The organism is Streptomyces puniciscabiei (genome assembly GCF_006715785.1).
Lineage (GTDB): Bacteria > Actinomycetota > Actinomycetes > Streptomycetales > Streptomycetaceae > Streptomyces > Streptomyces puniciscabiei.
The window spans coordinates 6,458,469-6,484,637 of record NZ_VFNX01000001.1; the positions used below are offsets into that span (position 1 = coordinate 6,458,469).

General features: G+C 72.1%; 25 protein-coding genes. 11 read left to right on the forward strand and 14 right to left on the reverse strand.

The window, feature by feature from the left end:
• Nucleotides 1-558 precede the first annotated feature (558 nt).
• The 7 genes from exaC to xylB form a co-directional block, all read right to left on the reverse strand.
• Nucleotides 559-2,082 carry an acetaldehyde dehydrogenase ExaC gene (gene exaC, locus FB563_RS29945; RefSeq protein ID WP_055706073.1) on the reverse strand — a complete coding sequence of 508 codons (1,524 nt, stop codon included), beginning with the start codon at nucleotides 2,080-2,082 and terminating at the stop codon, nucleotides 559-561.
• A 57-nt stretch (nucleotides 2,083-2,139) separates the two neighbouring features.
• Nucleotides 2,140-3,447, reverse strand: coding sequence for a GAF domain-containing protein (locus FB563_RS29950; RefSeq protein WP_055706072.1), 1,308 nt, complete (start codon nucleotides 3,445-3,447; stop codon nucleotides 2,140-2,142).
• Nucleotides 3,448-3,504: 57 nt separating this feature from the next.
• Nucleotides 3,505-4,062: an N-acetylmuramoyl-L-alanine amidase gene (locus FB563_RS29955; RefSeq protein WP_055706096.1), complete on the reverse strand. Its 558-nt coding sequence runs from the start codon at nucleotides 4,060-4,062 to the stop codon at nucleotides 3,505-3,507.
• Between the two features lie 217 nt (nucleotides 4,063-4,279).
• Complete coding sequence (locus FB563_RS29960) at nucleotides 4,280-5,293, reverse strand: acetamidase/formamidase family protein (protein ID WP_055708291.1); 1,014 nt, start codon at nucleotides 5,291-5,293, stop codon at nucleotides 4,280-4,282.
• A gap of 86 nt (nucleotides 5,294-5,379) precedes the next feature.
• Entirely contained in the window at nucleotides 5,380-6,864 is a 1,485-nt protein-coding gene (locus tag FB563_RS29965; protein WP_055708290.1) for an APC family permease, read from the reverse strand.
• 275 nt (nucleotides 6,865-7,139) lie between these two features.
• On the reverse strand, nucleotides 7,140-8,348 hold the full coding sequence (locus FB563_RS29970; RefSeq protein WP_055708289.1) for an ROK family transcriptional regulator: 1,209 nt from the start codon (nucleotides 8,346-8,348) through the stop codon (nucleotides 7,140-7,142).
• Nucleotides 8,349-8,382: 34 nt separating this feature from the next.
• Nucleotides 8,383-9,837, reverse strand: coding sequence for a xylulokinase (xylB, locus tag FB563_RS29975; RefSeq protein WP_055708288.1), 1,455 nt, complete (start codon nucleotides 9,835-9,837; stop codon nucleotides 8,383-8,385).
• A gap of 153 nt (nucleotides 9,838-9,990) precedes the next feature.
• Here xylB and xylA point away from each other — a divergent pair, with 153 nt between their 5' ends.
• Nucleotides 9,991-11,157 (forward strand): xylose isomerase, encoded by a 1,167-nt coding sequence (gene xylA, locus FB563_RS29980; RefSeq protein ID WP_055708287.1) that lies wholly within the window; start codon nucleotides 9,991-9,993, stop codon nucleotides 11,155-11,157.
• Between the two features lie 84 nt (nucleotides 11,158-11,241).
• On the opposite strand, the gene FB563_RS29985 is transcribed toward xylA, so the two are convergent.
• A complete protein-coding gene (locus FB563_RS29985) occupies nucleotides 11,242-12,582 on the reverse strand; it encodes an esterase-like activity of phytase family protein (RefSeq protein ID WP_055708286.1) in 1,341 nt (446 codons plus the stop codon).
• A gap of 369 nt (nucleotides 12,583-12,951) precedes the next feature.
• Between FB563_RS29985 and FB563_RS29990 the strand changes: the two genes are divergently transcribed.
• Nucleotides 12,952-13,134 (forward strand): hypothetical protein, encoded by a 183-nt coding sequence (locus FB563_RS29990; RefSeq protein ID WP_055708285.1) that lies wholly within the window; start codon nucleotides 12,952-12,954, stop codon nucleotides 13,132-13,134.
• Nucleotides 13,135-13,496: 362 nt separating this feature from the next.
• On the opposite strand, the gene FB563_RS29995 is transcribed toward FB563_RS29990, so the two are convergent.
• Nucleotides 13,497-14,354, reverse strand: a complete 858-nt coding sequence (locus tag FB563_RS29995; protein WP_055708284.1) for a hypothetical protein — start codon at nucleotides 14,352-14,354, stop codon at nucleotides 13,497-13,499.
• A 141-nt stretch (nucleotides 14,355-14,495) separates the two neighbouring features.
• Complete coding sequence (locus FB563_RS30000) at nucleotides 14,496-14,792, reverse strand: hypothetical protein (protein ID WP_055708295.1); 297 nt, start codon at nucleotides 14,790-14,792, stop codon at nucleotides 14,496-14,498.
• A gap of 98 nt (nucleotides 14,793-14,890) precedes the next feature.
• Here FB563_RS30000 and FB563_RS30005 point away from each other — a divergent pair, with 98 nt between their 5' ends.
• Nucleotides 14,891-15,796 (forward strand): oxygenase MpaB family protein, encoded by a 906-nt coding sequence (locus FB563_RS30005; RefSeq protein WP_055708294.1) that lies wholly within the window; start codon nucleotides 14,891-14,893, stop codon nucleotides 15,794-15,796.
• Here the strand turns inward: FB563_RS30005 and FB563_RS30010 are convergent.
• A complete protein-coding gene (locus FB563_RS30010; protein ID WP_055708293.1) occupies nucleotides 15,773-16,306 on the reverse strand; it encodes a PadR family transcriptional regulator in 534 nt (177 codons plus the stop codon). The two genes, FB563_RS30005 and FB563_RS30010, sit on opposite strands and share 24 nt — an antisense overlap.
• Before the next feature lie 110 nt (nucleotides 16,307-16,416).
• Here FB563_RS30010 and FB563_RS30015 point away from each other — a divergent pair, with 110 nt between their 5' ends.
• Entirely contained in the window at nucleotides 16,417-17,172 is a 756-nt protein-coding gene (locus FB563_RS30015) for an alpha/beta fold hydrolase (protein WP_055708283.1), read from the forward strand.
• Nucleotides 17,173-17,199: 27 nt separating this feature from the next.
• On the opposite strand, the gene FB563_RS30020 is transcribed toward FB563_RS30015, so the two are convergent.
• Nucleotides 17,200-17,799 carry a class I SAM-dependent methyltransferase gene (locus FB563_RS30020; RefSeq protein WP_055708292.1) on the reverse strand — a complete coding sequence of 200 codons (600 nt, stop codon included), beginning with the start codon at nucleotides 17,797-17,799 and terminating at the stop codon, nucleotides 17,200-17,202.
• A 151-nt stretch (nucleotides 17,800-17,950) separates the two neighbouring features.
• Between FB563_RS30020 and FB563_RS30025 the strand changes: the two genes are divergently transcribed.
• From FB563_RS30025 to FB563_RS30045, 5 genes are all read left to right on the forward strand, one after another.
• Entirely contained in the window at nucleotides 17,951-18,724 is a 774-nt protein-coding gene (locus tag FB563_RS30025) for an MHYT domain-containing protein (protein WP_142218996.1), read from the forward strand.
• Nucleotides 18,725-18,772: 48 nt separating this feature from the next.
• Nucleotides 18,773-21,316 (forward strand): sensor histidine kinase, encoded by a 2,544-nt coding sequence (locus FB563_RS30030; protein ID WP_208766316.1) that lies wholly within the window; start codon nucleotides 18,773-18,775, stop codon nucleotides 21,314-21,316.
• Nucleotides 21,313-21,750 carry a roadblock/LC7 domain-containing protein gene (locus tag FB563_RS30035; protein WP_055708881.1) on the forward strand — a complete coding sequence of 146 codons (438 nt, stop codon included), beginning with the start codon at nucleotides 21,313-21,315 and terminating at the stop codon, nucleotides 21,748-21,750. Before FB563_RS30030 ends, FB563_RS30035 begins: the two co-directional genes overlap by 4 nt.
• A gap of 19 nt (nucleotides 21,751-21,769) precedes the next feature.
• Complete coding sequence (locus tag FB563_RS30040; protein ID WP_055708882.1) at nucleotides 21,770-22,180, forward strand: DUF742 domain-containing protein; 411 nt, start codon at nucleotides 21,770-21,772, stop codon at nucleotides 22,178-22,180.
• A 197-nt stretch (nucleotides 22,181-22,377) separates the two neighbouring features.
• Nucleotides 22,378-22,980, forward strand: coding sequence for a GTP-binding protein (locus FB563_RS30045; RefSeq protein WP_055708890.1), 603 nt, complete (start codon nucleotides 22,378-22,380; stop codon nucleotides 22,978-22,980).
• Nucleotides 22,981-22,989: 9 nt separating this feature from the next.
• Here the strand turns inward: FB563_RS30045 and FB563_RS30050 are convergent, their stop codons facing one another.
• Nucleotides 22,990-23,418, reverse strand: coding sequence for a PPOX class F420-dependent oxidoreductase (locus FB563_RS30050; protein WP_055708883.1), 429 nt, complete (start codon nucleotides 23,416-23,418; stop codon nucleotides 22,990-22,992).
• 91 nt (nucleotides 23,419-23,509) lie between these two features.
• Here FB563_RS30050 and FB563_RS30055 point away from each other — a divergent pair, with 91 nt between their 5' ends.
• Nucleotides 23,510-23,923 (forward strand): roadblock/LC7 domain-containing protein, encoded by a 414-nt coding sequence (locus tag FB563_RS30055; protein ID WP_055708884.1) that lies wholly within the window; start codon nucleotides 23,510-23,512, stop codon nucleotides 23,921-23,923.
• Nucleotides 23,924-24,050: 127 nt separating this feature from the next.
• Nucleotides 24,051-25,241: a DUF6397 family protein gene (locus tag FB563_RS30060; RefSeq protein ID WP_411573213.1), complete on the forward strand. Its 1,191-nt coding sequence runs from the start codon at nucleotides 24,051-24,053 to the stop codon at nucleotides 25,239-25,241.
• Between the two features lie 30 nt (nucleotides 25,242-25,271).
• Here FB563_RS30060 and FB563_RS30065 read toward each other — a convergent pair whose 3' ends face one another.
• Complete coding sequence (locus FB563_RS30065; RefSeq protein WP_055708885.1) at nucleotides 25,272-26,141, reverse strand: acyl-CoA thioesterase; 870 nt, start codon at nucleotides 26,139-26,141, stop codon at nucleotides 25,272-25,274.
• Between the last annotated feature and the right edge of the window lie 28 nt (nucleotides 26,142-26,169).

Sequence of the window (26,169 nt, forward strand, 5' to 3'; positions counted from 1 at the left end):
TGCTTCGCGCGCCGCCAGAGATGGGGGTGAGGCTGCCCAGGGCAGGCTCGCCGCTGCCTACGGCTGGCCTTCCGCGGACGTTCCGTCGCCACCCGGCCTCCTTTGAAGTGACCGCTCCCGGGGGTGAGGATCGCACGCGGCACTGACGACGGCCTTGTTCACGTCAGAAGCTTGGGAGCGGGCTTCTTACCCGGCCCTTTCAGGGCTGCTGTCCTCCTCGTGGTCTTCGGCAGTTTGTGGACGTCGGCAGGCCCGTTCTCGCCGCGGGCAGCCTTCGCTCGCGAAACGGATGCGTTCAGGGCGACCAGGAGGTCGAAGATCTCTTCCAGAACTGCTGGCTGTTCGGGCGCCGCTGCCGAGTGTCGGCGGGTCGCTGCGCTCGTGGGCGGGCGGCTCCTGGAGTGATGTCCTTCGGCGCTACTGGTCCGCGACTGGTCCGGCGGGAACTCCCTTGGATGGCAGAAAGTAACTCAAGGATACGAATTGATTACATTCGGTACCTGTCGTGTAGGACTGCCTGGAGGGCAACGATGCCTCCAGGCAACCCGACTTCAGGCTTTAGAAGAAGCCAAGTTTCTGAGGGCTGTAAGAACAAAGAATGTTCTTCGTCTGCTGGTAGTGCTCCAGCATCATCTTGTGTGTCTCGCGGCCGATGCCGGACTGCTTGTAGCCGCCGAACGCCGCGTGCGCGGGGTAGGCGTGGTAGCAGTTGGTCCACACCCGGCCCGCCTGGATGGCGCGGCCCGCGCGGTAGGCGGTGTTGGTGTCGCGGGTCCACACGCCGGCGCCGAGGCCGTACAGCGTGTCGTTGGCGATCTTGATGGCGTCGTCGAAGTCGTCGAAGGAGGCCACCGAGACGACCGGGCCGAAGATCTCCTCCTGGAAGATCCGCATGCGGTTGTCGCCCTCGAAGATGGTCGGCTGGACGTAGTAGCCGCCCTTGAGCTCGCCGTCGTATTCGATGCGCTCGCCGCCGGTGAGGACCTTCGCGCCTTCCTGCCGGCCGATGTCCAGGTAGGAGAGGATCTTCTCCAGCTGGTCGTTGGAGGCCTGGGCGCCGATCATCGTGTCGGTGTCGAGCGGGTGGCCCGGCTTGATCTGCCGGGTGCGTTCCACGGCCGCCTGCAGGAACTCCGCGTAGTGTCCGCGCTGGATCAGCGCCCGCGACGGGCAGGTGCAGACCTCGCCCTGGTTGAGCGCGAACATGGTGAAGCCCTCGAGCGCCTTGTCGCGGAAGTCGTCGTCGTGCGCCCACACGTCGTCGAAGAAGATGTTCGGCGACTTGCCGCCGAGCTCGAGGGTGACGGGCTTGATGTTCTCCGAGGCGTACTGCATGATCAGCCGCCCGGTCGTGGTCTCCCCGGTGAACGCCACCTTCGCCACGCGCGGGCTGGACGCCAGCGGCTTGCCCGCCTCCACGCCGAAGCCGTTGACGATGTTCAGCACGCCGGGCGGCAGCAGGTCCGCGATCAGGCTCACCCAGTAGTGGATGGAGGCCGGTGTCTGCTCGGCCGGCTTCAGGACGACCGCGTTGCCCGCGGCGAGCGCCGGCGCGAGCTTCCACGCCGCCATCAGGATCGGGAAGTTCCACGGGATGATCTGCGCGACGACGCCGAGCGGCTCGTGGAAGTGGTACGCCACCGTGTCGTCGTCGATCTCGCCGAGCGACCCCTCCTGCGCCCGGATCGCTCCCGCGAAGTAACGGAAGTGGTCGATCGCCAGCGGGATGTCGGCCGCCAGTGTCTCGCGGACCGGCTTGCCGTTCTCCCAGCTCTCGGCCACCGCCAGGGGTTCCAGGTGGGCCGCCATGCGGTCGGCGATCTTCAGCAGGATGTCGCTGCGCTCCGCCACCGGCGTACGGCCCCACGCCGGCGCGGCCTCGTGCGCCGCGTCCAGCGCCCGCTCGACGTCCTCCGCGGTACCCCGCGCGATCTCGGTGAACGGCTGTCCGTTGACCGGCGACGGATTCTCGAAGTACTGCCCGCGCAACGGCGGCACGTACTCGCCGCCGATGAAGTGGTCGTAGCGCGCCTGGTAGGAGACGATCGCGCCTTCGGTGCCCGGCGCCGCGTAACGAGTCATGCTGGTCTGCCTCCCGGTGCAGCGCTGCCCGCCGTTGGGCAGCTCTCGGGCGCGAGGCTAGGCGGGCGGACGTTGCAACCACGTTGCGCCGCGGGTCCGCCCCGGCGTCCGGCCGACCGGGGCCGTCAGCTCGGCCTCCAGCGCGGCGAGCCGGGCCCGCACAGGTGCCGTGGGCCGCACCGCGGCCAGCGCCCGCCACACCTCCAGGTCGTCCTCGCCCCACGGTGCATGCGCCCAGTCCGCCAGCAGGTCCGGATCGCGGTGTGCGACGAGTGCCGTCCGCAGCTCGTCGGCGAGACGGTCCCGCAGTCGTACGATCGCCGGCGCCTGCGAACCGGGCAGCAGCGGCCCGGTGTACGCCTCCGCCGCCGCCGTGACCGCCCCCGACCTGAGCCGCCGCTCCACCACGGTGACGTCCGACTCGACCGCGGCCGTCAGCCGGTACGGCCGCGAGCCGAGCAGGCCCGGACCCAGCAACCTGCGCAGCCGGGCCAGTTCCGCACGAAGGGTCACCGGCGTCACCGACTCGTCCGCGTACAGCGCGCACAGCAGCTCGTCGCCGCTCAGCCCCTCGGGATGCCGGGCCAGCAGCACGAGGATCTCGCTGTGCCGGCGGCTGAGCCGGACCCGGCTGCCGTCCAGGACCAACTCGGCCTCGTCCCGGCCCAGTGCGCCGAGCAGCGGCGTGTCCACCGCGCTCCCCGGCGGATCGAGCAGCGCGAGCTGCGTCTCCGCCGCCCGCGCCACCGCCTGCACGAACCCGAGGCTGTGCGGATGCGCCAGCCCGTCGCCGCCGGTGATGTCCACCGCGCCCAGGACCCGCCCGGTGCGCGGATCGTGCACCGGCGCCGCCGCACAGGTCCACGGCTGGACCCGCCGTATGAAGTGCTCCGCGGCGAACACCTGCACCGGCCGGTCCACGGCGACCGCGGTCCCCGGCGCGTTGGTGCCGACCGCGCTCTCCGACCAGCGTGCCCCCGGTACGAAGTTCATCCCGTCCGCCCGGCGCCGGGTCGCCGAATGCCCCTCGACCCACAGCAGCCTGCCGTGCGCGTCGCACACCGCCAGCAGATGCTCGCCGTCGGCGGCGAACGTGCCGAGCAGCTCCCGGAACAGCGGCATCACCCTGGCCAGCGGGTGCTCCGCCCGGTACGCGCCGAGGTCGCCGTCGGTCAGCTCCACGCCGGCGGTGCCGTCCGGGCGGACACCGGCCCGCGCACTGCGCCGCCATGACTCGGCCACCACCGACCGCACCGGACGCGGCACTGTGCCCACCGTGGTGAACGTCTCGTGCGCCCGGCGCAGCGCACGGACCCGCTCGGCGGGGTCGGCCCCCGGCTCCAGGGCCACCCACGGATCGGTCAACTCGGCCTCCCCGGACGGTGAAACAGTGACGTTCGTCCCGCGACCATCGTCTTGCGGCTAGGCGAAGTTGACCAGCCTCAGGTAGCGGACCCAGTCCCAGTACGGGCCTGGATCGGTGTGATCGGTGCCGGGCACCTGGTAGTGGCCGATGATGTGCTCCCTGTCCTTCGGGATGCCGTACTTGTCGCAGATCGCCGCCGTGAGCTTCGCCGACTCCTCGTAGAGCGCGTTGGTGAAATAGGCCGGCTGGTCCACCCACCCTTCGTGCTCGATGCCGATGCTGCGGGTGTTGTAGTCCCAGTCGCCCGCGTGCCAGGCGATGTCGGCCTCGTGCACGCACTGCGCGACGTGCCCGTCCGCCGAGCGGACCAGATAGTGCGCGGACACCTTTTTCTCCGGATTGCCGAAGATCGCCAGCGTGTTGGTGTACGTCTCCTGTGTGACGTGGATGATCACACGGTCGATGACGTAGCCGCCGGGGCGGTCGGACGCGGTGTAGTTGGAGGGGCTCGCCGGCCGCCACTCGGCGGGCGGGTAGTCGACGGTGCCGGACTGCGCACCGGCGCGCGGGTCGGGGAGCAGCGCGTAGGGGACGGCGGCGAGCGCCGCACCCATCAGCAGCCGGCGTCTGCTCACGCGCGGCCTGCCCTGTCTCGCCGGCTGCTCCGGCTCTCTTCGCTGTGCCGTTCCGGCCGGGTCCATGTCCATGCCCATGTCCATCGGCGGGTGCCTTTCGGGGGTGGGGGGCTTTCAGAGGTTGTGGGGGTGGGAGCGTCACGAGCCGGGAGCCGGGAGCCGGGAGCCGGGAGCCGTCGCCGGGGACGTGGTGCTGTCAGCGTCGAAGGGCCCGCGCGGTCTCCCGTAGCCGCGCGTGCATGCCCCGGTACGTCTCGCGTGCCGGCAACCACTCCTTGCGGAGCTTGGCCACACACGTGTAGTTCGTGTCGCACACGTTGGCCAACGGTGATTCGACCGCCTGGGTTGCGAATTGGTACGCGTCCGGCTCACTGAACCCGTAGTCGCGGGCCAGCCACTGCACCAGGTCCAGCTGCGATATGCGGAACGCGTCCTCCAGCGGGCGGGCCGAGCCGGTCGAGATGATGTGGGTGTCCGACTCCAGCCGGGGCCACGGCGTGGCGACGTCCTTGAGGAGCTCGACGACCACCACGGTGTTCATCGCGCACTCCACGGCCACGCCGCAGGTCTCGCCCTCGCCCTGCCGGGCGTGCCCGTCGCCGAGGCTGAGAAGGGCGCCCTCGACGTTGACCCCCAGATAGCAGGTGACGCCGGTCCGCATCTCGGGTGTGTCCATGTTCCCGCCGTGCGCGTCCGGCACCAGGGCCGAGCGCACCTCGAGATTGGCGGGGGCCACGCCGACCGTGCCGTGCATGGGGTCTATGGGCAGCTCCACCTCGATGTCGCTGTCCTGCGCCTGGAAGAGGGCGGTGCGCCGGGCGCGGTCCAGCTGCCAGATCCAGACGCGCTCCGGCAGCGGGGGCTGCAGCGAGGCCGTGGTGTGCGTGGAGGTGAGCGCGCCGAAGAGCGGGACCGTCGTCGACGCTGCCCAGTCGCGGGCCGGCTCGATCGAAACGAAGTGCACGGCCACCGTGTCGCCCGGCTCGGCGCCCTCGATGTGGAAGGGTCCAGTCTGCGGATTCAGGAACGGGAACTCGCAGACCTCGGAGACCAGGTCCTTCTCGGAGCGCACCCGGCCGGCGAAGCAGTCCTCCGTGTACAGGTCGAGAACCGTGCCGGGCGCGATCCGTGCCACGGGCGGTGCGCCGCCGAACGTCCAGGCGTATGCGTCCGGTTCCGGGCGCACGGTGAGGATCCGGGGGTCGGTCATCGTGGAGTGGTCCCTTCTGACGAGAGCGGTCGTGGGACGGGGCTTGCGCAGACCGGGGCCGGGAGCCCCCGCGCGGTGCCGGCGAGTCAGCGGGGGACGGTCCCGTCCTGCCGGGGACCGGCCGTGTCGTACGTGTCGAGGTGCACCCGAGCGGTCTCGGCCATGCGCTCGGGGTGGCGCCGTATCAGTACGACGAGCACGACCGCACCGGCCGCCATCCAGACGCCGACGATCGGGCCGGCGTAGGAGACCGGCGCGGTCAGTTCGGTGACGAAGTCGAAGACCGGGAGGCCGGCGGCCGTCAGCAGGGCGGGGACGAAGGCCGCGATGCCGAGCACCGGGAACAGCAGGTGCCGGACCGGCTTGACGGCGGCCCGGCCGGCCCGCAGGAAGTAGCCGGCGCAGGCGAGGTTCACGACGATGTAGACACCGACGACGACCGTGACGATCACCGTGGCGAGCAGCAGGAACGCGGTCACGGGCTCGTAGCCGAAACCGAGTCCCAGGACCGCCCCGACCGCTACGAGGGTCTGCAGTGCGATACCGGCGACGGGGGAGCGGTGCCGGGGGTGAAGGGTGGCGAGCAGGCGGGGCAGGACCCGGACGCGGGCCAGGGCGAAGGCCGTACGGGTCGAGACGTTCGCACACGCGTTGGCGTTGGCGATCGTCGAGTTGACCACCGCCAGGAAGACCAGCACCCAGAAGAGCCCGAAGGACGCCCGGGCGACGCCGTCCCAGGAGGCGGCACCCGAGGCGCCGAACTTCGCGAAGCGGTCCGGGCCGAAGTAGACGGTCATCGCGTAGGTCGTGATCACATAGAACAGGCCGATGCCCAGGGCCGCTCCGAGGACCGCGCGGTGCATCGTCCGCCGGGGATCGCGTGTCTCCTCGGCGAGCGGCGCTGCCGCCTCGAACCCCGCGAACGCCAGCACCGTGTACACGGACCCGGCGAACACGCCGCTGATCCCGGCGTAACCGTCGGCGGTGTGCGAAGTGCCGAACACCGTCAGGGTGTTGGCGCCGCCCGCCCTGCCGATGAGCAGGACCGCGAACACCAGGAAGACGAGGATCTCGAAGACGCCGAGGACGGTGCCGAAGCGGGCCGAGGCACGGATCCCCAGGTAACCGGCGACGGCGATCACACCGGCGCCCGCCAAGGACCACGGCCACCACAGGTCCGCCGGATACGAGGACCACTCCTCGTGCAGCGTGCCCGCCGCCGTGAAGCCCAGTTGGAGGAGCAGCAGTGGCGGGACCAGCATCTCCACGAAGACGTAACCCCAGCCGACGAGGAACCCGACGGCGGGGTGCAGCCCCCGCGCCGCATACGTGGCCACCGAGCCCGCCGCAGGCAGCTCCCGGGCCAGCTCGGCCACGCACGACGCAGTGAACAGACAGGCCACCAGGGCGATCAGCACCGCCAGCGGCAGGCTGCCGCCCGCGAAGGCGGCGCCGGCCGGGATCGACGCGGCCACGGCGGCCGCCGGGGCCATCGCCGTGACACTCTGGAAGAGCACCTCGCGCAACCCGATGGCGTCACGCCTCAGCGTCCCGGTCGTCTCCTGGTGCATGTGTCCCCCGATGTCTGTCAGCCCACTGCCACCCGGCGCTCGTGAAATACGGTCAACCGCTCGGCGACACGCCCTTGACGGGCCGTCGGCCGTGCCTCGCGTGAATCACGGTACGGCGCGGGCGGGTTGGGCAGAAGAGCGCACACCGCATCCGTGGAGAAGCCTCCACTTGTGGAAAACCCGGCCACCCGATCGGGTGAACACAGGCGGTCGCCGGCCCGTTCGTCCCCAGCCGGTTGCACAAGCCCGGACCCCGCTGGACCCGGCGAGGGACCTCAGGAACGTTCCGCCACCACCGCGGGATCGTCCAGCACACCCCGGACGACCGAGTGCGCCGCGCCCAGCAGGGGTCCCTCGGGCCCCAGCCGGGAGACCGTCACCGGGCAGGGCGGGCCCGCCGTACGGCTCGTCAGCTCCGTCTCCAGCGACGGCAGCAGCCAGGGGGAGAGGCCGGCCAGGGCGCCGCCCAGGACCACCGTCTCCGGGTCGAGGAGGTTCACCGCCCCGGTCAGGGCGATGCCGAGGGCCGTACCGGCGTCCCGCAGGGCTGCCCGCACGCCCTCGTCGCCCTGCTCGGCGCGCCCCGCGAGCAGGCCCACCAGGTCCTCGCGCGGCTCCAGCCCCGCCGCGCGCAGCACCGCCTCCTCGCCCGCGTACTGCTCCAGGCAGCCCCGGCCGCCGCACGGACAGGGCGGTCCGTCCGGCCGTACCGGCACGTGCCCCAGCTCGCCCGCGAAGCCGCGCGTGCCGCGCAGCAGTCCGCCGTCCACGACGACCGCGGCACCGATGCCGATCTCGGCCGACACGTGCAGGAAGTCACGCGCCGTTCCGTCACCCAGCCACAGCTCGGCGAGCGCGCCGAAGTTGGCCTCGTTGTCCACGGTCAGCGGCCAGGCGTGGGGCAGCAGGACGCCGAGGTCGGTGTCGTGCCAGTCGAGGTTCGGGGCCCGGACGACCGTACGGCCGTCCCGCGCCACGAGCCCGGGCACGGCGACCGCGAGACCGGCGGGCCAGAGCGCCTCCCCCTCCGCCTCCGCGACGACCCGGCGCACCAGTTCGGTCAGTTCCTCGACCACCGGCCCGGGTGGCCGGCCCCGGTTCGCTCCGTGCCGTACGGCCCGCGCCCGGACCACGCCGCGCAGATCGACCGCGCACACCGCGAGGTGGTCGACGCCTATCTCGGCGCCGATCCCAGCCGGCCCGCGGCCGCTCAGTGCGAGCGCCGACCCCGGCCGGCCCACCCGGCCCGGCCGCTCGGGACCCAGTTCCTCCAGCAGACCCCACCGGATCAGCTCGTCCACCAGCGTCGACACGGCCGCCCGCGTCAGCCCGATGCGCGAGGCGACGGCGGCCCGCGACAGCGAACCCTCCGCGCCGACGGCGTGCAGCACACGGGCCAGGTTGCGCCGACGCATGCCCTGCTGGGTGTCCGGCAGGGCGCGGCCGGCGCCCGGCGGGCGGGCCTCGTGCAGCGGTGCGGTCATGCCTGGAGTCAGTCCTCGGTGTCTGCGGCCCGGCTCATGCGCGCGGGGTGGTCTGCGTGCCCCGCTCCAGCAGCGGGGATGCGTCGGAGAGTACCCCGGTGATCCGCTCCAGTGTCTCCTGGTCCCGCTCCACGGCGTCCAGCACCGGCCCGGCAGCCGTGTTCCAGCGGCGGGCCACCGCGGCCGGGTCCTCGCCGGTGAGCAGGCCGGCGGCCTGTGCCGCGGCGCCGAGGGCGACCAGTTCGCGGGCCTCGGGGACCTGGACCGGCCGCCCGGACAGCCGCCGTACCGTCTGCTGCCAGGCCGTCCCGCGTGATCCGCCGCCGATCAGCAGCAGCGGGGTGCTGCGGTCCGCGTCCTCGTCCAGGACCAGGTCGAGTGCGCCGAGCAACGCGTGCACGGCGCCGTCGTACGCGGCCTGCAGAAGCTGCCCGGCGGTCGTGTCGTGACGCAGGCCGTGCAGCAGACCGGAGGCGTGCGGCAGGTTCGGTGTGCGCTCGCCGTCCAGGTACGGCAGCAGGGTCACGGAGCCGCCGGGCTCCACGGCCTCACGGTCCAGGCCCAGCAGCGCCGCGACGCGGTCCACGGCGAGTGTGCAGTTCAGGGTGCAGGCCAGCGGCAGCCAGTCCCCGTGCGCGTCGGCGAACCCCGCCACCGTGCCGGTCGGATCGGCCGGGCGGCGCCGGGAGACGGCGTAAACCGTGCCGGATGTGCCGAGGCTGAGCACCGGGGTGCCGGGCCGCAGGCCGAGCCCGAGCGCGGCCGCGGCGTTGTCGCCGGTGCCGGGGGCGACCAGCGTGCCCTTGGAGAACGGCAGGTCATGGCTGTCGCGCACGGTGCCGGCCACCTCTCCCGGCCGCACCACCCGGGGCAGCAGCGCCGGGTCGAGCCCGACGTGCGCGAGGGTCTCCGCGTCGTACGTCTCCGTGCCGGAGGCCCACCAGCCGGTGCCGGACGCGTCGCCGCGGTCGGTCGTGCCCTGCCCGGTCAGGCGCTCGGTGAGGTAGTCGTGGGGGAGCCTCACCGCCTTGGTGGCGCGGACCGACTCCGGCTCGTGCTCGGCCAGCCAAGCCCACTTCGTGACCGTGAACGACGCGCCGGGCACGCTGCCCGTGCGCTCCGCCCAGGCCTTCGGACCGCCCAGCTCCTCCACCAGCCGGCGGGCCTGCGGTGCCGAGCGGACGTCGTTCCACAGCAGCGCCGGACGCACCGGCTCGCCCCGCCCGTCCAGGGTGACCAGGCCGTGCTGCTGGCCGCCGATCGACACGGCGGCCGCCTCGTGCGCCGCGTCACCGCACTGGCGCAGGGCCTCGCACAGCGCGTCCCACCACTGCCGCGGGTCGCTCTCGCGGCCCGCGCCGGCGGACACGGTGTGCGGCGCCTGGCCGCTGGCCACCACCTGGCCGGTGGACGCGTCGACGACCAGTGCCTTCGTGGACTGAGTGGATGTGTCCACGCCGACGACGAGCGGACCCTCGGCTGCTGACATCGGGCTCTCCCTTTTCCGCGACGTTCCGCGACTTCGGTGACTTTCGACGGCTCTGCGGGACAAAGACATCTTGTCTCTTCCCAGAGGCGCGAGCGCATACTAATTTGTAAACGGCCATGACGAAATAGTCGCAACGCAGCAAGGAGCCGCGGCATGAGTTACCAGCCCACCCCCGAGGACAGGTTCACCTTCGGCCTGTGGACCGTCGGCTGGCAGGGAAGGGATCCGTTCGGCGACGCCACGCGCCGCGCCCTGGACCCGGTCGAGACGGTGCAGCGCCTGGCCGAGCTCGGTGCCCACGGGGTGACCTTCCACGACGACGACCTGATCCCCTTCGGGTCCTCGGACACCGAGCGCGAGTCGCACATCAAGCGGTTCCGGCAGGCCCTGGACGCCACCGGCATGACGGTGCCGATGGCCACCACCAACCTGTTCACCCACCCGGTGTTCAAGGACGGCGCGTTCACCGCCAACGACCGCGACGTGCGCCGCTACGCGCTCCGCAAGACGATCCGCAACATCGATCTGGCGGTCGAGCTGGGTGCGAGGACCTACGTGGCCTGGGGCGGCCGCGAGGGGGCGGAGTCCGGCGCCGCCAAGGACGTGCGCGTGGCGCTGGACCGGATGAAGGAGGCCTTCGACCTGCTCGGCGAGTACGTCACCACCCAGGGCTACGACATCCGTTTCGCCATCGAGCCCAAGCCGAACGAGCCGCGCGGCGACATCCTGCTCCCCACCGTCGGCCACGCCCTGGCGTTCATCGAGCGCCTGGAACGCCCCGAGCTGTACGGCGTCAACCCCGAGGTCGGCCACGAGCAGATGGCCGGCCTGAACTTCCCGCACGGCATCGCGCAGGCGCTGTGGGCGGGCAAGCTCTTCCACATCGACCTCAACGGCCAGTCCGGCATCAAGTACGACCAGGACCTGCGGTTCGGCGCCGGTGACCTGCGCGCGGCGTTCTGGCTGGTGGACCTGCTGGAGAGCGCCGGCTACGAGGGCCCGCGGCACTTCGACTTCAAGCCGCCGCGGACCGAGGACCTCGACGGTGTCTGGGCCTCGGCGGCGGGCTGCATGCGCAACTACCTCATCCTCAAGGAGCGCGCCAAGGCCTTCCGCGCCGACCCCGAGGTCCAGCAGGCGCTGCGGGACTCGCGCCTGGACGAGCTGGCCCGGCCCACCGCCGCGGACGGACTGCAGGCCCTGCTCACCGACCGCACCGCCTTCGAGGACTTCGACGTCGAGGCCGCGGCCGCGCGCGGCATGGCCTTCGAACGCCTCGACCAGCTCGCCATGGACCACCTGCTCGGCGCGCGGGGCTGAAGGCACGGAGGGCCGGTGTGCGGCATCCGCCGCCCCGGCCCTCCGTCAGTCCAGTTTCCGGACTGTCCGGTCAATGAGCGTCAGTCACAGGTCCTCGGGCAGCCGGACGTACACGACGGTCGTCTTGATGCCGCTGTCGACCAGCCGGCCCTGCGCGTCGAAGGCGCCGGAGCCGTCGGTCATCCCGAAGTCGTTGTCATTGATCAAGGCGAGCGAGTCGTGGTCCACGCGCGCGATGCCCTCGATCTTCTGCGGCACGCCGTCGACCTTGTTCAGGTCGACCACGAGCCGCTTGGCGAGCACCGGCACGCCGGCGGTGGCCGGATCGGCCAGCTGCTCCAGGGACGGCGAGGTCGTGTCGTTGTCCCAGGGGCTGCCCAGAATGCTCGACCTGCGCCCCAGCCGCACCAGCTGCAGCCGGGCCGCCTTGTCCGTGCGCTCCTCGACCAGTAGCCGGTCGCCGCCGATGGCGACGATCGAGGACATCTTGAGTTCGGAGGTGTCGTTCTCGCTCGGGTCGACCACGTTCACCGGGTCGAACCGGTAGGCGTACTCTGCGGTGACGGCCTTCTCGCGCGGCGAGAAGAGCAGCAGCCGGGTGGTGCGCGAGGCGCCCCCGGCGTCCGCGTCCGGCAGCGACAGCGGGCTCTGAAGGGCCATCACCAGATCACCGTCGGGAAACTGCGCCAGCCCCTCGAACCCCCGGTTGATCTTGCGGTGCAGGAAGATCGACGGGAGCGCCTCCACCACCGGGTAGTCGGCGCCCGTCAGGCCGAGCCCCTCGGGCACGTACCGGGTGAGCACCTGCCCGCGCGCGGAGACGTGGACCAGCGAGGGGCCGTACTCGTCGACGAGCCAGAACGTACCGTCGGCGGCGCGCACGATGCCCTCGGTGTCGAGTCCGTTCGGGTTGTACGAGAGCGGCGTCCTCGCGTCGTAGGTGTACGGCGCCTCGTCACGGCTCTGCTGATCGGGGAGCCCGGTGACGGCCTTCCCCGAGGAGGTGGTCAACGGGATCGCGTCGACGACCTGGACCGAGTCCCCGCGGACCCGGATCTTCACGATCGCGGGGTCGAATCCCGGCACCGGGAAGGTACGGCGCTTCTTGCCGTCCACCTTGACCTGCCCGTTGGGGCCGCGGTCGGTCACCGTCCAGTACTCGCCGTCGCGGCCCGCCGGGTAGATGTCACTGCCGATGCCGCCGAGCTTCACCCCGTGGTCGTCGTCGACGCTGCCGGGCAGCAGTGCGTTGCTGAACGCGCCGAGCGGGATCTCGCCGAGCGTCGCCGTGCGGATGACACGGGCGTCCCGGGACGGCGCCGCCGTGGCCGTTCCCGCGGCCACGAGCGCGGCCGCCAGGGCCAGGGGCAGGGCCGTGGCGACGGAACGGGGGACGCGGCGCCGGCCGGGATCGTGCGGGAACATCGGGCCTCCTGAGGACAAGTACGTTGACGGCGACCAGATTTGGGCCCCATGAGGAACGTCGTACGACCGCGGGGTGAACGGCTCGCGTCGACCGCTCATCGGACAGCGGTGGGGCGCGCTGCACCGGCAGCTGGGGCGCGGGCAGGGTGCGGCTCGACGTCGCCGTCCGTCGTGGGCACAGCAGATCGAGGACGGCCCCGGCATACGGCGTCGCGATCCGGGTCACTTCACAATCTGTTCGACTGTTGGCCACTGGTCCACTAGGGGGCGTGCCTCAGGGACATCTCAGGGGCGCGTTCTGGAACCGCGCGGGGCGGGGCGCCGTTCTCAGTGCAGAGAGCGGCAGTGGCCGCGAAGGAGGCGACGCTCATGTCCAACTACGCGAAGATCGCCGTCGGGGGTGTGGCGGTCGGGCTGATCCTGCTGATCTGGCTGCCCTGGTGGGTGGCGTTCCTGATCGTGGTCGGGGTTCCGGTGGCCGCGTATCTGGCGCTGGACCCCTCACAGCGGCGCAGGCTGCGCAGGGTCTCGCGCAAGGAACTCGGCCGCTGACGGGGCCGCTGACGCCGTGGGCAGGCGCGCGGAGGTGACCGCGGGGCCGGAGCCGGACGGGCCTCGGGCCGCGCGGCGGCAGGCGCGCTGTACGGGTGGACGACCGCGCCCGCGGGCTGGGCAGCCGTGCCGGCCGACAGACCCCGTGGCGCGAGGGGTCGTGCGGGCTCGGGTGGCGCGGGCCTGCGGTCGTCCGGCTTCGGACGGCGAGTTCGCCAACGCCTGCCGTCCCTCGGACGGCGACCGTATGCGCGTCCGGCAACAGGCCCGGGCCTTGGGGAGGCCCGGCACCAGGCGGTGGGCCTTGGGGAGCCCGCGCCTCGTCTGCCGGCCCGCCCCGCCTGCCCCGGCGCCCTCCGGCCTCAGAGGGGCCGTACGGCCATCTTGTCGAGTGCCTCCAGCAGGCCCGGCAGCTCGGGGCCCCGGCCCACCGGCAGGACCTCGCCGGGCTCCTCGTCGAGCAGGACGAAGGCGATGTCGTCGGTGCGGGCCACGATCGACCAGCCGGGGCCGTCGGCGCGCAGCGTACGGGCGTCACCTGGGGCGAAAGAGGAGCGGACCCGGCCGAGCGGCGGCGGTGCCTCGACGTAGGCGCGGGCCTCCGCGAGCACCCGCCTGATCCCCTGGTGGCCGCGGTGCGGCGCACCCTGCCCGCCCTCCGGTGACGACTCCCCGGCCCTCTCCGGCTCGCCCGGCTGCGTCTGCCCGTCCGCCGAGAAATCCTCGTCGTTGATCTGCTCCCGCCATGCCGCCCACTGCAGGGCTATCTCGTCGGCGCCCAGGCGGCGCTGGGCCGGTCCCCAGGAGCTGGTGTCCGGCGGGCTCAGCGCAGGCCGGCCCGCCACCTCGGGAGCGGGGTCGTGCGGGGCGGGGACACCGGGAGCCGAGACGGCGACGGCCAGTGGCCAGCCCGGAAGGGCGGCCACAACGGCGCGCTCGTCCGGGGACAGTTCGTACTCCATGCCGCAGTCCCAGGACGCGATCGCCACGGCGACCAGCGAGACGTCGTCGATCACGACCGTCCAGCGCGCACCCTCACCGTCCTGCCCCAGCACCAGGCCGTATCCGTCGGCGAGCGGCGCCAGTCCCAGCGCCGCACACGCCTCCGGATAGTCGTCGCCCAGAACGCTCGGAAACTGCGCCGGCGTCAGCAGCACCGCCGTCAGTACGTACAGCGCATCGTCCGCGGCGGCGACGGCCTCATCGGCTGTCCCGGCCATCCCTGCCTCCCAGTGGTTCGTCCATCGGCGCGCACCCTAGTGCGAGCGGAAGCCGCTTGTCACGACTCCTCACACCACGCGGAGCTGCAGGTTTCCGCCTGGAGGGGGGCGAAACGACCACGATGGACGGGGAGCTTCCGGTCAGCCCGTGGGCAGCCCGAGGAGATCCCGGGCGACCACCGCGGGCGACTGGGCGCGCTCCCGGGCCAACGCCACGACGGCCCGGCAGGCGAGCTCGCTCACCCCGAACGACAGCGCCTCCGGCGGCACCCATGCCGCCGCCTCCTCGATCCGGTCCTGATCGTCCTCCGCACGGGCCACGACATAAGTGGCCGCCGCTTCGAACAAGTTGTGCGCGCGACTCTCCCCAGTGATCGCCGGCTGCGCCTGCGTGGAGGTGCGTAGTCTGGCTGCGTATTTGCGAATCTGGACGAACACGCGGACCATCCTTCCCCCGAACGGGGTCATTGTCGATCGTTCATCTGCTCTCCTTCAACGTAGAGTTGGACTTTCCGTGGCAGAAGGGGGACGGCATGGTGAAGCGCTTCGAGCGGCTCCGGCAGATCCGCCGGCTGGACCCGGTGGCGGACGCTCTGGAGATCTACCGGCTCAGTGTGGCGTTCGAGTTCCCCTGGGACTACACCCGCGCCCTGGAGCTGGCCCTGTACCGCACGTACGCAGTGCCGAGCATCGGGCGGCTGCTCGCGCGGACGGCAGAGCTGACCGAGCGCACCCAGAAGCGGTACGACGACACCGTGCTGCTCCTCGACACCGTTGTCGAGCACGGTTTCGCCACCGACGAGGGCCGCAGCGCGATCCGCCGCATCAACCAGATGCACCGCAGCTACGACATCGGTGACGACGAGATGCGGTATGTGCTGAGCACCTTCGTCGTGATGCCGAGGCGCTGGATCGACGCCTACGGCTGGCGGCGGCTGTCGCGGCACGAGATCGTCGCCGGCACCGAGTACTACCGCACCCTCGGCCGGCACATGGGCATTCCCGGTATCCCCGAGACGTACGAGGAGTTCGAGGCGCTCCTCGACGCGTACGAAGAGGAACACTTCGGCTGGGCCGAGGAGTCCCGGCGGGTGTCGGACGCCACGCTCGACCTGATGGCGTCCTGGTATCCGCGCCCTCTGGCGCCGCTGCTGCGTACCGCGACGCTCGCCCTGCTCGACGAACCCCTGCTGCGCGCCTTCCGGTACACCCCGCCCGGCGCGGCCACCTCCGCGTTGGTACGCGGGGCGGTACGCGCGCGTGGCCGGTGCGTCCGGCTGCTGCCACCCCGCCGTGCCCCGCACTTCGCACGGCAGAACCGGGAGGTCAAGGGCTATCCGGACGGCTACCGGGTCGCCGACCTGGGCACCCGCCCGGTCCCCGGGCTGCGTGGCTGCCCGGTGCGGAACCGGGACACCTCAGCCGCCGACGTCGCCGAGTGAGGCCAGGGTGTCGCGCAGCCAGGTCAGTTCGGCCCGGCTCGTGGCACGGGCGATGGTGAGGACACCGCGCCGGAACGGATCGTCCAGTTCCTCGGCGCGCAGCGGCCGGTCGCCGGCGTAGAAGAAACTCGCCGGCTCCTCCAGGAAGGCCAGCCGGCGCCGCAGCACGGCCGCCTGGGCGGCCGGATCCTCCAGGTGCCGCAGAAATGCGAGCAGCGTGAACCACTGGTTCTCATCGGTGATCTCACGCTGCGCGGGATCGGCGAGCCGGCGCCTGAGCTCACGCCTGCCCTCCTCGGTCAGCCGCAGCACATGACGCGGCGCGGCCACGGCGCCCGGCTCGGTGGCCCGGACCAGCAGGCCCGCCTTCTCCAGCCGCTTGATCGCCGGGTACAGCGTGCTCTCGGCGACGGGCCGCACATGACCGGTGAGGGCTGCGATGTGCCGGCGCAGGACGTAACCGTGCAGCGGGGCGTCGTAGAGGAAACCGAGGATGGCGAGTTCGAGCACGGCCGCATTCTCGCGCGCGACCGGGTACCTCGCCAAGTTGATACTCCCTTGACGCTATACCTCGCATCCGATGTATGGTCGGAACGCCGGATGACGTCAGGGAGGGCGACATGAAGCAGGCCGTGTTCGACCGTGAGGGCAGCCGGATCCGCTGGACCGAGACGCCGGGGGAGGAGCCCGCGCGGGTGTATCTGCACGGGCTCGGCTCGATGTCCGCCGTCTATCACGCCCACATCGCGGCCCGTGCCGAACTCGCGGGCCGGCGCAGCCTGTTCGTGGACCTGCCGGGACACGGCATCAGCGACCGGCCCGGCACCTTCGGGTACACGCTGGAGGAGCATGCCCGCGCGGTGGCGGTCGCGCTGGACGAAGCCGGCGTCCGAGGCGCCGAGTTGATCGCGCACAGCATGGGTGGCGCCGTCGCCATCGTGCTCGCTCACCGGCGGCCCGACCTCGTCTCGCGGCTGGTCCTCACCGAGGCCAACCTGGACGCCTTCCCTCCGCTCACGGCCGCCAGCAGCGGAATCGCCGCCTACGAAGAGGAAGAGTTCGTCGACGAGCAGCACGCGCGCGTGCTCGAGGCCGTCGGTCCGCTGTGGGCGGCCACCATGCGGCTGGCCGACCCGCGCGCCCTGCACCGCAGCGCCGTCGGCCTGTGCCGGGGCTCGGACCCGGTGATGCGCACGATCCTGGAGAAGCTGCCCGTGGAGCGGGTCTTTCTCCAGGGTGAGCTGAGCGGCGAACTGGCGGGGCGGGAGGGCCTGGAAGCCGCCGGGGTGCGCGTGGTGACGGTGCCGGGTGCCGGGCACAATGTCATGTTCGACAACCCCGACGCCTTCGTGGCGGCCGTCGCCGGTACGGACTGAGCTGCCCGGCTCCCAGCAGGGCGGCGTTCAGCCCGCGCGCACCGCGAGGGTGAGGAAACGGGCGTCCTCGTCGACGTAGGACGTCATGCTCCACCGCGAACGGGCCAGCAGCGGGCGGAGGTTGGCCTCGGCGCGCAGGTCGTCGGGTGTGATCTGCCGGCCCTGACGTGCCGCCAGGGCCGCGCGCCCGATGGGGTGGAACAGCGCGAGGATGCCGCCGGGTCGTACCACGCGGGCCAGCTCACGCAGGTTCTTCTCCGGATCTGGCAGATGGGCGATCAGGCCGGCCGCGAACACGGCGTCCAGCGCCCCGGACCGCAGCGGCAGCGCGGCGACGTCCGTGAGCAGCAGCCGTCCCTCCCGGTCCCGGCCCGCCCGTATGGCGGCCGCGAGCATCGCCGGCGTCAGATCGGCGCCCAGCACCACCCCGGACGCGCCGACGGCGGCGCGCAGCGGCGGCAGGGCGCGCCCCGTCCCGCAGCCCGCGTCCAGCACGCGGTCGCCCGGCCGCAGCCCGAGATCGGCGACGGCCGCCGCGTAGGCGGGGCCGTCGTCGGGGAACCGGCTGTCCCAGTCGGCCGCACGGGCGGTGAAGAACTCCTGCACGTGTGTGTGGTCGTCGCTCATGTTCCGCATAATTCCTCACCGTCGTGGGGGATACGTAGGTGCACATGTTCGGGCCGGAGTCGATCGTTCTGTCGCATCCAGGTGTCATATTCCAACAGCTTTCGAAATGCGCCCCCTTTGTGCGCCCATGCCCCCCTAGCGTCCCTTGGCCATGGGACACCTGGACCACGCCGCCTTCGGCTGGCTGACCCCCGCGCTGTCGTACGTCATGGCCTGCGTGGGCGCCGCGCTCGGACTACGCTGCACCGTCCGCGCGCTCGCCACCACCGGCCGCTCGCGCCGCAACTGGCTCGTCACCGCGGCCTCCGCCATCGGGACCGGCATCTGGACCATGCACTTCGTGGCCATGCTCGGCTTCCGCGTCAGCGGCACCGACATCCGCTACAACGTGCCGCTGACCATCCTCAGTCTCCTCGTCGCCATGGTCGTCGTCTGCGCCGGCGTCTTCGCCGTCGGCTACAGCCGCGACCGCACCCGGGCGCTCCTGCTCGGCGGACTCACCACCGGGATCGGCGTCGCCAGCATGCACTACCTGGGCATGGCGGCGGTCCGGCTGCACGGCGACATCAGGTACGACCCCGTCCACGTCGGAGTGTCGGTGCTGATCGCCGTCGTGGCGGCGACCGCGGCACTGTGGGCCGGCCTCAACATCAAGTCGCCCCTCGCGGTCACCGTCGCCTCCCTCGTCATGGGAGCGGCCGTCAGCAGCATGCACTACACCGGGATGTTCGCGGTGAGCGTGCATGTGCACCCCTCCGGCGAGACCCTGCCCGGGGCCACGGCGATGCAGTTCATCTTCCCCCTCGCCGTCGGCCTCGGGTCCTACCTGTTCATCACCTCGGCCTTCGTCGCCCTCTCGCCCACGGCCGACGAGCGGCAGGCGTCCGCCTCCGCGCAGCGTCCCGTCGAGAGCATCGCCCGCTAGCGGGAGCCCGGCCCGAGCGCCCCGACCCACGTCCCGAGCGAGGAGGCCATGCGCCCACCCCGTACCACCCCGAAAGCCGGCACCCCGGCCCACCCGCCGCGCGGCCGCCGCGCACACGCCGGCCCACCCGCCGACGAGGGAGCCGACCGCCCGCTCGGCACGCAGTCGGCCAAGGCAGGTGCGCCCGGCAGCCGTTGGCACCTGCGCCCCCGCACGGTGCGCGCCAAAGTGGTCAGCCTGCTGATGGTGCCGGTCGTCTCCCTGCTCGCCCTGTGGGCGTACGCCACCGTCACCACCGCCCAGGACGTGGCCCGGCTGCGGCAGTCCCAGCGGGTCGACGCCGAACTGCGCACCCCGGTGGCCGCGGCCGTCACCGCCCTCCAGGCCGAACGCACCGCAGCCGTGCGCTACGCCACCGCACCGGGCACGAGCGACGGCGGCGACCTGCGCAGTCTGGCCGCGCGCACCGACCAGGCGGTGGCCAAGCTGCGGCTCGGCGACCACAACACCGTGGCCGACAGCGAGGAACTGCCCCCCGGTACCCAGGGGCGCCTCGGCTCCTTCGTCACCGGCGCCGAGCACCTGCGCGCCCTGCGCACGGCCGTACTCGACCGCAAGGCCGGCTGGGAGGCGGTGTACGCGCAGTACACGAAGACCATCGGCGCGGCCTTCGCCGTGGACGGCGCCCTCACCAGCATCCAGCGTGCCGACCTCGGCTCCGACGCGCGCGTGCTGCTCGAATTCAGCCGGGCCGCCGAGGCACTGGCCCAGGAGGACACCCTGCTCGGCAGTGCGCGGACCGCCGGGCAACTGCAGGGCGAACGGCTACGGCTGTTCGGCGCCGCCGTCGCCGCGCGCCGTACGCTCACCGAGGCCGCCGTCGCCGATCTGCCCGCCGCCCAGCGCGCCGCCTGGCAGGACCTGGCCCGCAGCGACACCTATACGGCCCTGGGCGCCACCGAGGACAGGATCATCACCGCCGGGCCCGGCGGCAGGCCGGCCGACGCGGCACAGCAGGCCGTCTGGAACGCCGCCCACGCGCGCGTGCAGGACGGAATGCAGGGCATCGCGGCGGACACGGGCCGGGCGGTCGCGGGCCGTGCCGACCCGTTCGCACGTGGCCTGCTCAGCCCCGCCGGTGCCGCGGTGCTCCTGGGACTGGCCGCCGTCGCCGCCTCCCTCGTCATCTCCGTCCGCATCGGACGCGGTCTCGTGGTCGAACTCGTGAGCCTGCGCAACGACGCCCTGGAGATCGCCCGCCGCAAACTCCCCGAGGCCATGCGCCGGTTGCGCGCGGGCGAGGAGATCGACATCCAGGCGGAGGCGCCCGCCGGACCACCCGCGGAGGACGAGACGGGGCAGGTCTCGGAAGCGCTGACCACCGTCCACCGAGCCGCCCTGCGCGCCGCCGTGGAACGCGCCGAACTCGCCAGCGGCATCTCCGGCGTCTTCGTCAACCTTGCCCGCCGCAGCCAGGTGCTGGTCCACCGCCAGCTCAGTCTCCTGGACAGCATGGAGCGCCGCTCGGACGACCCCAACGAACTGAGCGACCTGTTCCGCCTGGACCACCTCACCACGCGCATGCGGCGGCACGCCGAGAGCCTGATCATCCTCTCCGGCGCCGCACCCGGCCGGGCCTGGCGCATGCCGGTGTCCCTGACCAACGTCGTACGGGCCGCCGTGTCCGAGGTCGAGGACTACGCGCGCGTGGAGGTACGTCAGCTCCCCGAAGCCCAGGTCATCGGGGCCGCCGTAGCCGACCTCACCCACCTGCTCGCCGAACTCGTCGAGAACGCCGCCCAGTTCTCCCCGCCCCACACGCGCGTGCGCGTCACCGGCGAGCCCGTGGGCAACGGCTACGCCCTGGAGATCGAGGACCGGGGACTCGGCATGGGCGCCGAGACCCTCGCGGAGGCCAATCGCCGCATCGAGCAGTCGGAGGCCCTCGACCTCTTCGACAGCGACCGGCTCGGACTCTTCGTGGTCAGCCGGCTCGCCTCCCGGCACGACGTCAAGGTGCATCTGCGGACCTCCCCCTACGGAGGAACCACCGCGGTCGTCCTGCTGCCCACCGCGCTGCTGCACAGCGGTCCGGAGGAACGTCCCTCCCGCCAAGGGAAGCAGTCCCCTCAGGAGCTGGAACGGGAGTACGCGCGCGTGCCCGGCGCCCGTCCACCTCAAGAGGCCGTCGCCGCACGGTCGGACCGGCCTGCCCTCGCGGCCACCGCGCCCGGCCCGTACGGCGTCGTCGACCAGCCGGGCCCGCAAGGCACAACCGGCGACGAAACCCCACCCCCCGGAGTCACCGCCTTGAGGCTGCACCGACCGCCGGACGACTCCGAGAGCTCCGAGGACCTCCCACGCCGTGTGCGCCAGGCGAGCCTCGCACCGCAGCTGCGGCAGCAGCGCACCGAAGCGCCGGCGCAGGAGACCGCACGGCACAGTGACGAACGGCGCACCCCAGAACTCGTACGGGACCGCATGGCGGCCTACCGCGACGGCTGGGCTCGTGGCGGTGGCAGACAGCCCGGGCGCGGCGCCGCCCCGGACCCCGGAACGGGAAGAGACAGCAGCGAAGGAGACCCGGCATGATCCAGGACCCGAACACGAGGGCCGGCCAGCGCTCCGGCGAACTGGACTGGTTGCTCGACGACCTGGTGATGCGTGTGAGCGAGGTACGGCACGCCGTCGTCCTCTCCAACGACGGACTGGCCGTCGGCGCCTCCAGCGGCCTCGCGCGGGAGGACGCCGAGCACCTCGCCGCCGTGGCCTCCGGATTCAACAGCCTCGCCAAGGGCGCGGGACGGCACTTCGGAGCGGGCGGCGTGCGGCAGACCATGGTCGAGATGGACGACGCCTTCCTCTTCGTGGCCGCCGCCGGCGACGGTTCCTGCCTCGCTGTGCTCACCGCCGTCACCGCCGACATCGGACTGGTCGCCTACGAGATGGCGCGCCTGGTCAAACGGGTCGGCGAGCACCTGTACACGCCGCCGCGGGTCGCCGCGCAGCCGCCCGCAGCCGGCTGAACGGGAACGGACGGCACAGATGACCGAGAACGAGAGCGCCGGTCCGTGGGAGCCGGGGAGCCAGTGGTACGACGGCGAGGCCGGACCACTCGTGCGCCCGTACGCGATGACGGGCGGGCGCACCCAGCCCGGTCCCACCGGGGTGCGCTTCGACCTGATCGCGCTGGTCACCCTCGATCCAGCGGCACCGGCACTGGAGGAGGCCGCGCTCGGCCCCGAACACCGGACCCTGATCGAGCTGTGCCGCACGGAGACGCAGTCCGTCGCCGAACTCGCGGCGGACGCCGACCTTCCCGTCGGCGTCGTCAGGGTGCTCCTCGGTGACCTCCTGGAACTCGGCTGCGTGGTCATCAGCCGTCCGGTGCCGCCGGCCCACCTGCCCGACGAGCGGATTCTGCGCGAGGTCATCGCGGGATTGCGAGCGCTGTAGATGAACGTTCCGAAGCCGCCGTACGCCATGCGGCATCCCGCTCCGTACGCGTTCGGGCACCGACCGGACGCGAGTCGGTCACATCAGGTGCATTCCGGTCCGACAGCCCCGAGGCGCGGCTCCGTTGTCATGATGCTGCCTTCGCGCCCGCAGCGGACGGGCGCCGACCGAAGCCGGCCCTCCCGAGAGAAGTGATCATGGTCACCGAGCACTCCGAAGCCGTCGGCGACACCACCGCCCTGGCGCTGAAGATACTGGTCGCCGGCGGATTCGGCGTCGGCAAGACGACACTCGTCGGGGCCGTCAGCGAGATCCGGCCGCTGCGCACCGAGGAACTCCTCAGCGAGGCGGGGCAGCTGGTGGACGACACCGACGGCGTGGACCACAAGGTCACCACCACCGTCGCCATGGACTTCGGCCGCATCACCATCCGCTCCGGGCTGTCCCTCTACCTCTTCGGCACACCGGGTCAGGACCGCTTCTGGTTCCTCTGGGACGAGTTGTCCCAGGGCGCCCTCGGCGCCGTCGTCCTCGCGGACACCCGGCGCCTGGAGGACTGCTTCCCCGCGGTCGACTACTTCGAGCACCGGCGCATCCCGTTCGTGGTGGCCGTCAACTGCTTCGCGGGCGCACGCACCTACGGCGCACACGACGTCTCACGTGCCCTCGACCTCGACCGTGGCACCCCCGTGGTGCTGTGCGACGCCCGTGACCGGGACTCCGGCAAGGAAGTCCTGATCCGGCTCGTCGAGTACGCCGGGCGGATGCACACCGCCCGGCTCCTGGACTCGGTCGGCTGACCCCGCCGCTCAGGCCGCCAGATCCTTCACGGCCACCACCTGGTCGACCGGGACCCGGACCAGCAGCTCACCCGGAACGCCGTTGCGGGCGCCGTACTCCTCGGCGCGGTCCTCACCCATGTACCGGGCGGCGATCCGGGTGGCCCAATGACGCAGCTCGTCCAGGTTCTCCGACAGCCGTGCGCGGCCGTTCATCACCACGAAGTGGAACGGCGGCCGATCGTCGTCCACGCACAGGGCGACTCGCCCGTCTCGGGCGAGATTGCGCCCCTTTACCGTGTCCTTGCCCGTGTTGAAGACCAGTTCGTCCCCGTCCAGCAGAAACCAGATCGGGGCCACATGAGGGCTCCCATCGGCGCGAACGGTGGACAGTTTGCCGGTACGGGTGCCGTGCGAGACGAATGCCCGCCATTCCTCGTCGGTCATCTTCTGTGCCATGCGCCCATCCTGCTTGCCCGGACGCCGGACGTGGGGAAGGCTGGCGGGCAGTTCCTCCAGCCAGGGGGAGACATCACACGGGGAGACGGAGATGGCGCAGAACCAGGGACTCGGCTGGCTCCTGGACGATCTGACCGAGCGAGTGGACGACGTGCGGCACGCGCTGGTCCTGTCGACCGACGGGCTGGTCACGGGCGCGAGCACGGGCCTGCGTCGTGAGGACGCCGAGCATCTGGCCGCGGTGGCTTCCGGGTTGCACAGTCTCGCCAAGGGATCGGGCCGCCACTTCGGCGCCGGCGGGGTACGCCAGACCATGGTCGAGTACGACGACGCGGTGCTCTTCGTGACGGCGGCGGGCACCGGCAGCTGTCTGTGTGTGCTCAGCGGAGCGGAGGCGGACATCGGCCAGATCGCCTACGAGATGACACTGCTCGTCAATCGCGTCGGCGAGCACCTCGGTGTCGACGCCAGACAACCCGAGCGCACTCCCACCGCAGACGCCTGACCTGCGCCTTCTCCAGGCGGCGTGGAGTTGTCCACAGGGTCACCACGCCATGCCGCGCATTGGCTACGGTGTGTGCACGGCGAGCGCGCAGGGCGTGAGCCAACGACTCCACGGGGGAGTACGACCCATGTCGGCAAGCACCTTCGGCCCGCCCCGGCCCACCACCTGTAGTCCGAGCCATGCCGCTCGGGAACTGGGGCTCAAACGAGGCGAGTTCGACCTCGCCGTGCACCTCGGCCACATCCGGACCCTGCCCGACGAGGGCGGCGGAGGAGGCCGCAGGGTGGAGCGCGCGGAGATCGACCGCCTTCGCGCACGGGAGGGCGGTCCGGACACCCTCCGTGAGCGCGTGCGGGTGGTCGGCACCACCGAGGGCGCCGCGCTCATGGAGATCTCGGCCGGACGGTTCACCCGTCTCGCCCGCCTGGGCCTGGTGGTGCCGGCGAAGTGGTACCTGAACCGGTACCGAGCCGTCGTCTGGCTGTATCTGGCCGAGGACCTGTGCAACTTCACCGCGGACACCAAGAACGCCCACCTGCTCAAGGGGCGTACGCCCGAGAACCTGCGGGGACAGCTGGAGGCCGGGGTGGACCTGCGCGCCCGCAACTGGCGGGGACGCCATCTCGGGTTCCTGATGCGGCAAGCAGAGGAGCCATGGGCTCGGGCCGGCGACGTGGCAGCGTTCCTCCCGCCCGTCGAGATCGCCGATGTCGTCAAGGATCCGTACGAGCGTGCCCATCTGCATCGGTTCCGGCCCGCGCCACCCGGACAGGGCACTCCGGGATCCCCTGCGGCGCACCTCGCCGAGCGGATCGCGATCGCGCAGGACGCGGATGAGATCGAGTGGTTCCGCAGCGAACTGGCCCAGGTGCTCGAGGAGGCCCGCGCCTTCTCACGGGCCCCGCGCCCGGCCGCCCGCCGCGCCGCACCGGCCGAGCGAGCTGTCGCACGGCCCATCCCACCCATGGCCCGCACGGTCACAAGGCCCCCCGAGCCCGCGGTGCCGACGTCGTCGGAGCCCGGGACGGAGCCGGCCGTGGCCCGGGCGGCCGAGCCGCTGCCAGGACCGCCCGGACGGGAGAGCGGGCGGGCGACGCCGGCGTCCGGGCCCGGTGGCGGACCGCCACCGGGGCTGCCCGAGCCGACGGACGCGCCCGTGGTCCGAGCGTTCGAGTGGCACGGCACACCGGTGATGCGCGCGGCCGCGCCGTCGTCGGCCCACCGCGGACACCGCAGCGCCGAGCAGTGCCCGAGCCGGACCAAGCGAGGCCTGCGCGCCTGGCTGCGGGGGAGAAGGCCGCGGCCCGCGCGGGTCTGAACTCGCTGGCGCAGGCCGGCCGTCGGCTCGCTACAGGGACCTGAAGAGTCCCTCCTGGACGACCGAGACGAGCAGACGCCCCTGCAGGTCGTAGATGCGACCGCGGGCCAGCCCCCGGCCACCGGTGGCGATCGGCGACTCCTGGTCGTACAGGAACCACTCGTCCGCGCGGAAGGGCCGGTGGAACCACATGGCGTGATCCAGCGAGGCAAGGTCGAAGTTCCGTGGGCCCCACAGCGGTTCGACCGGGATGCGGACCGCGTCCAGGAGGGTCATGTCACTGGCGTAGGTCAGCGCGCAGGTGTGCACCAGCGGGTCGTCGCCGAGCGGTCCGACCGCGCGCATCCACACGGCACTGCGCGGCTCGGCCCCCTGGATCTCCTCGGCGTTCCAGCGCAGCCGGTCGACATAGCGGATGTCGAAGGGCTGACGGCGCGCCATCCGCTCCAGCTGCTCGGGCAGCGCGCCGAGGTGCTTGCGGATCTCCTCGGTGACCGTCGGCAGCGACTCCGGGTGCGGCACCTCACGGGCCGGCGGCAGCTGGTGCTCGAACGGTCCTTCCTCGGGCTTGTGAAAGGAGGCGGTCAGATTGAAGATCGTGCGGCCCTGCTGCACGGCCGTGACCCGGCGCGTGGTGAACGACCGGCCGTCGCGGACCCGCTCCACCTGGTACACGATGGGCACGCCCGGGCGGCCCGGGCGAAGGAAGTACGCGTGCAGCGAGTGCACCGGGCGGTCGCCGTCCGTGGTGCGGCCGGCTGCGACCAGTGCCTGGCCCGCCACCTGGCCGCCGAAGACCCGCTGCAGCGACTCCTGCGGGCTTCGGCCACGGAAGATGTTGACCTCGATCTGCTCCAGGTCGAGGAGGTCGACCAGTCGCTCGGCCGGATTCGTCGTCATCGGTGGGATTCTCCTGGGGTCACAACTG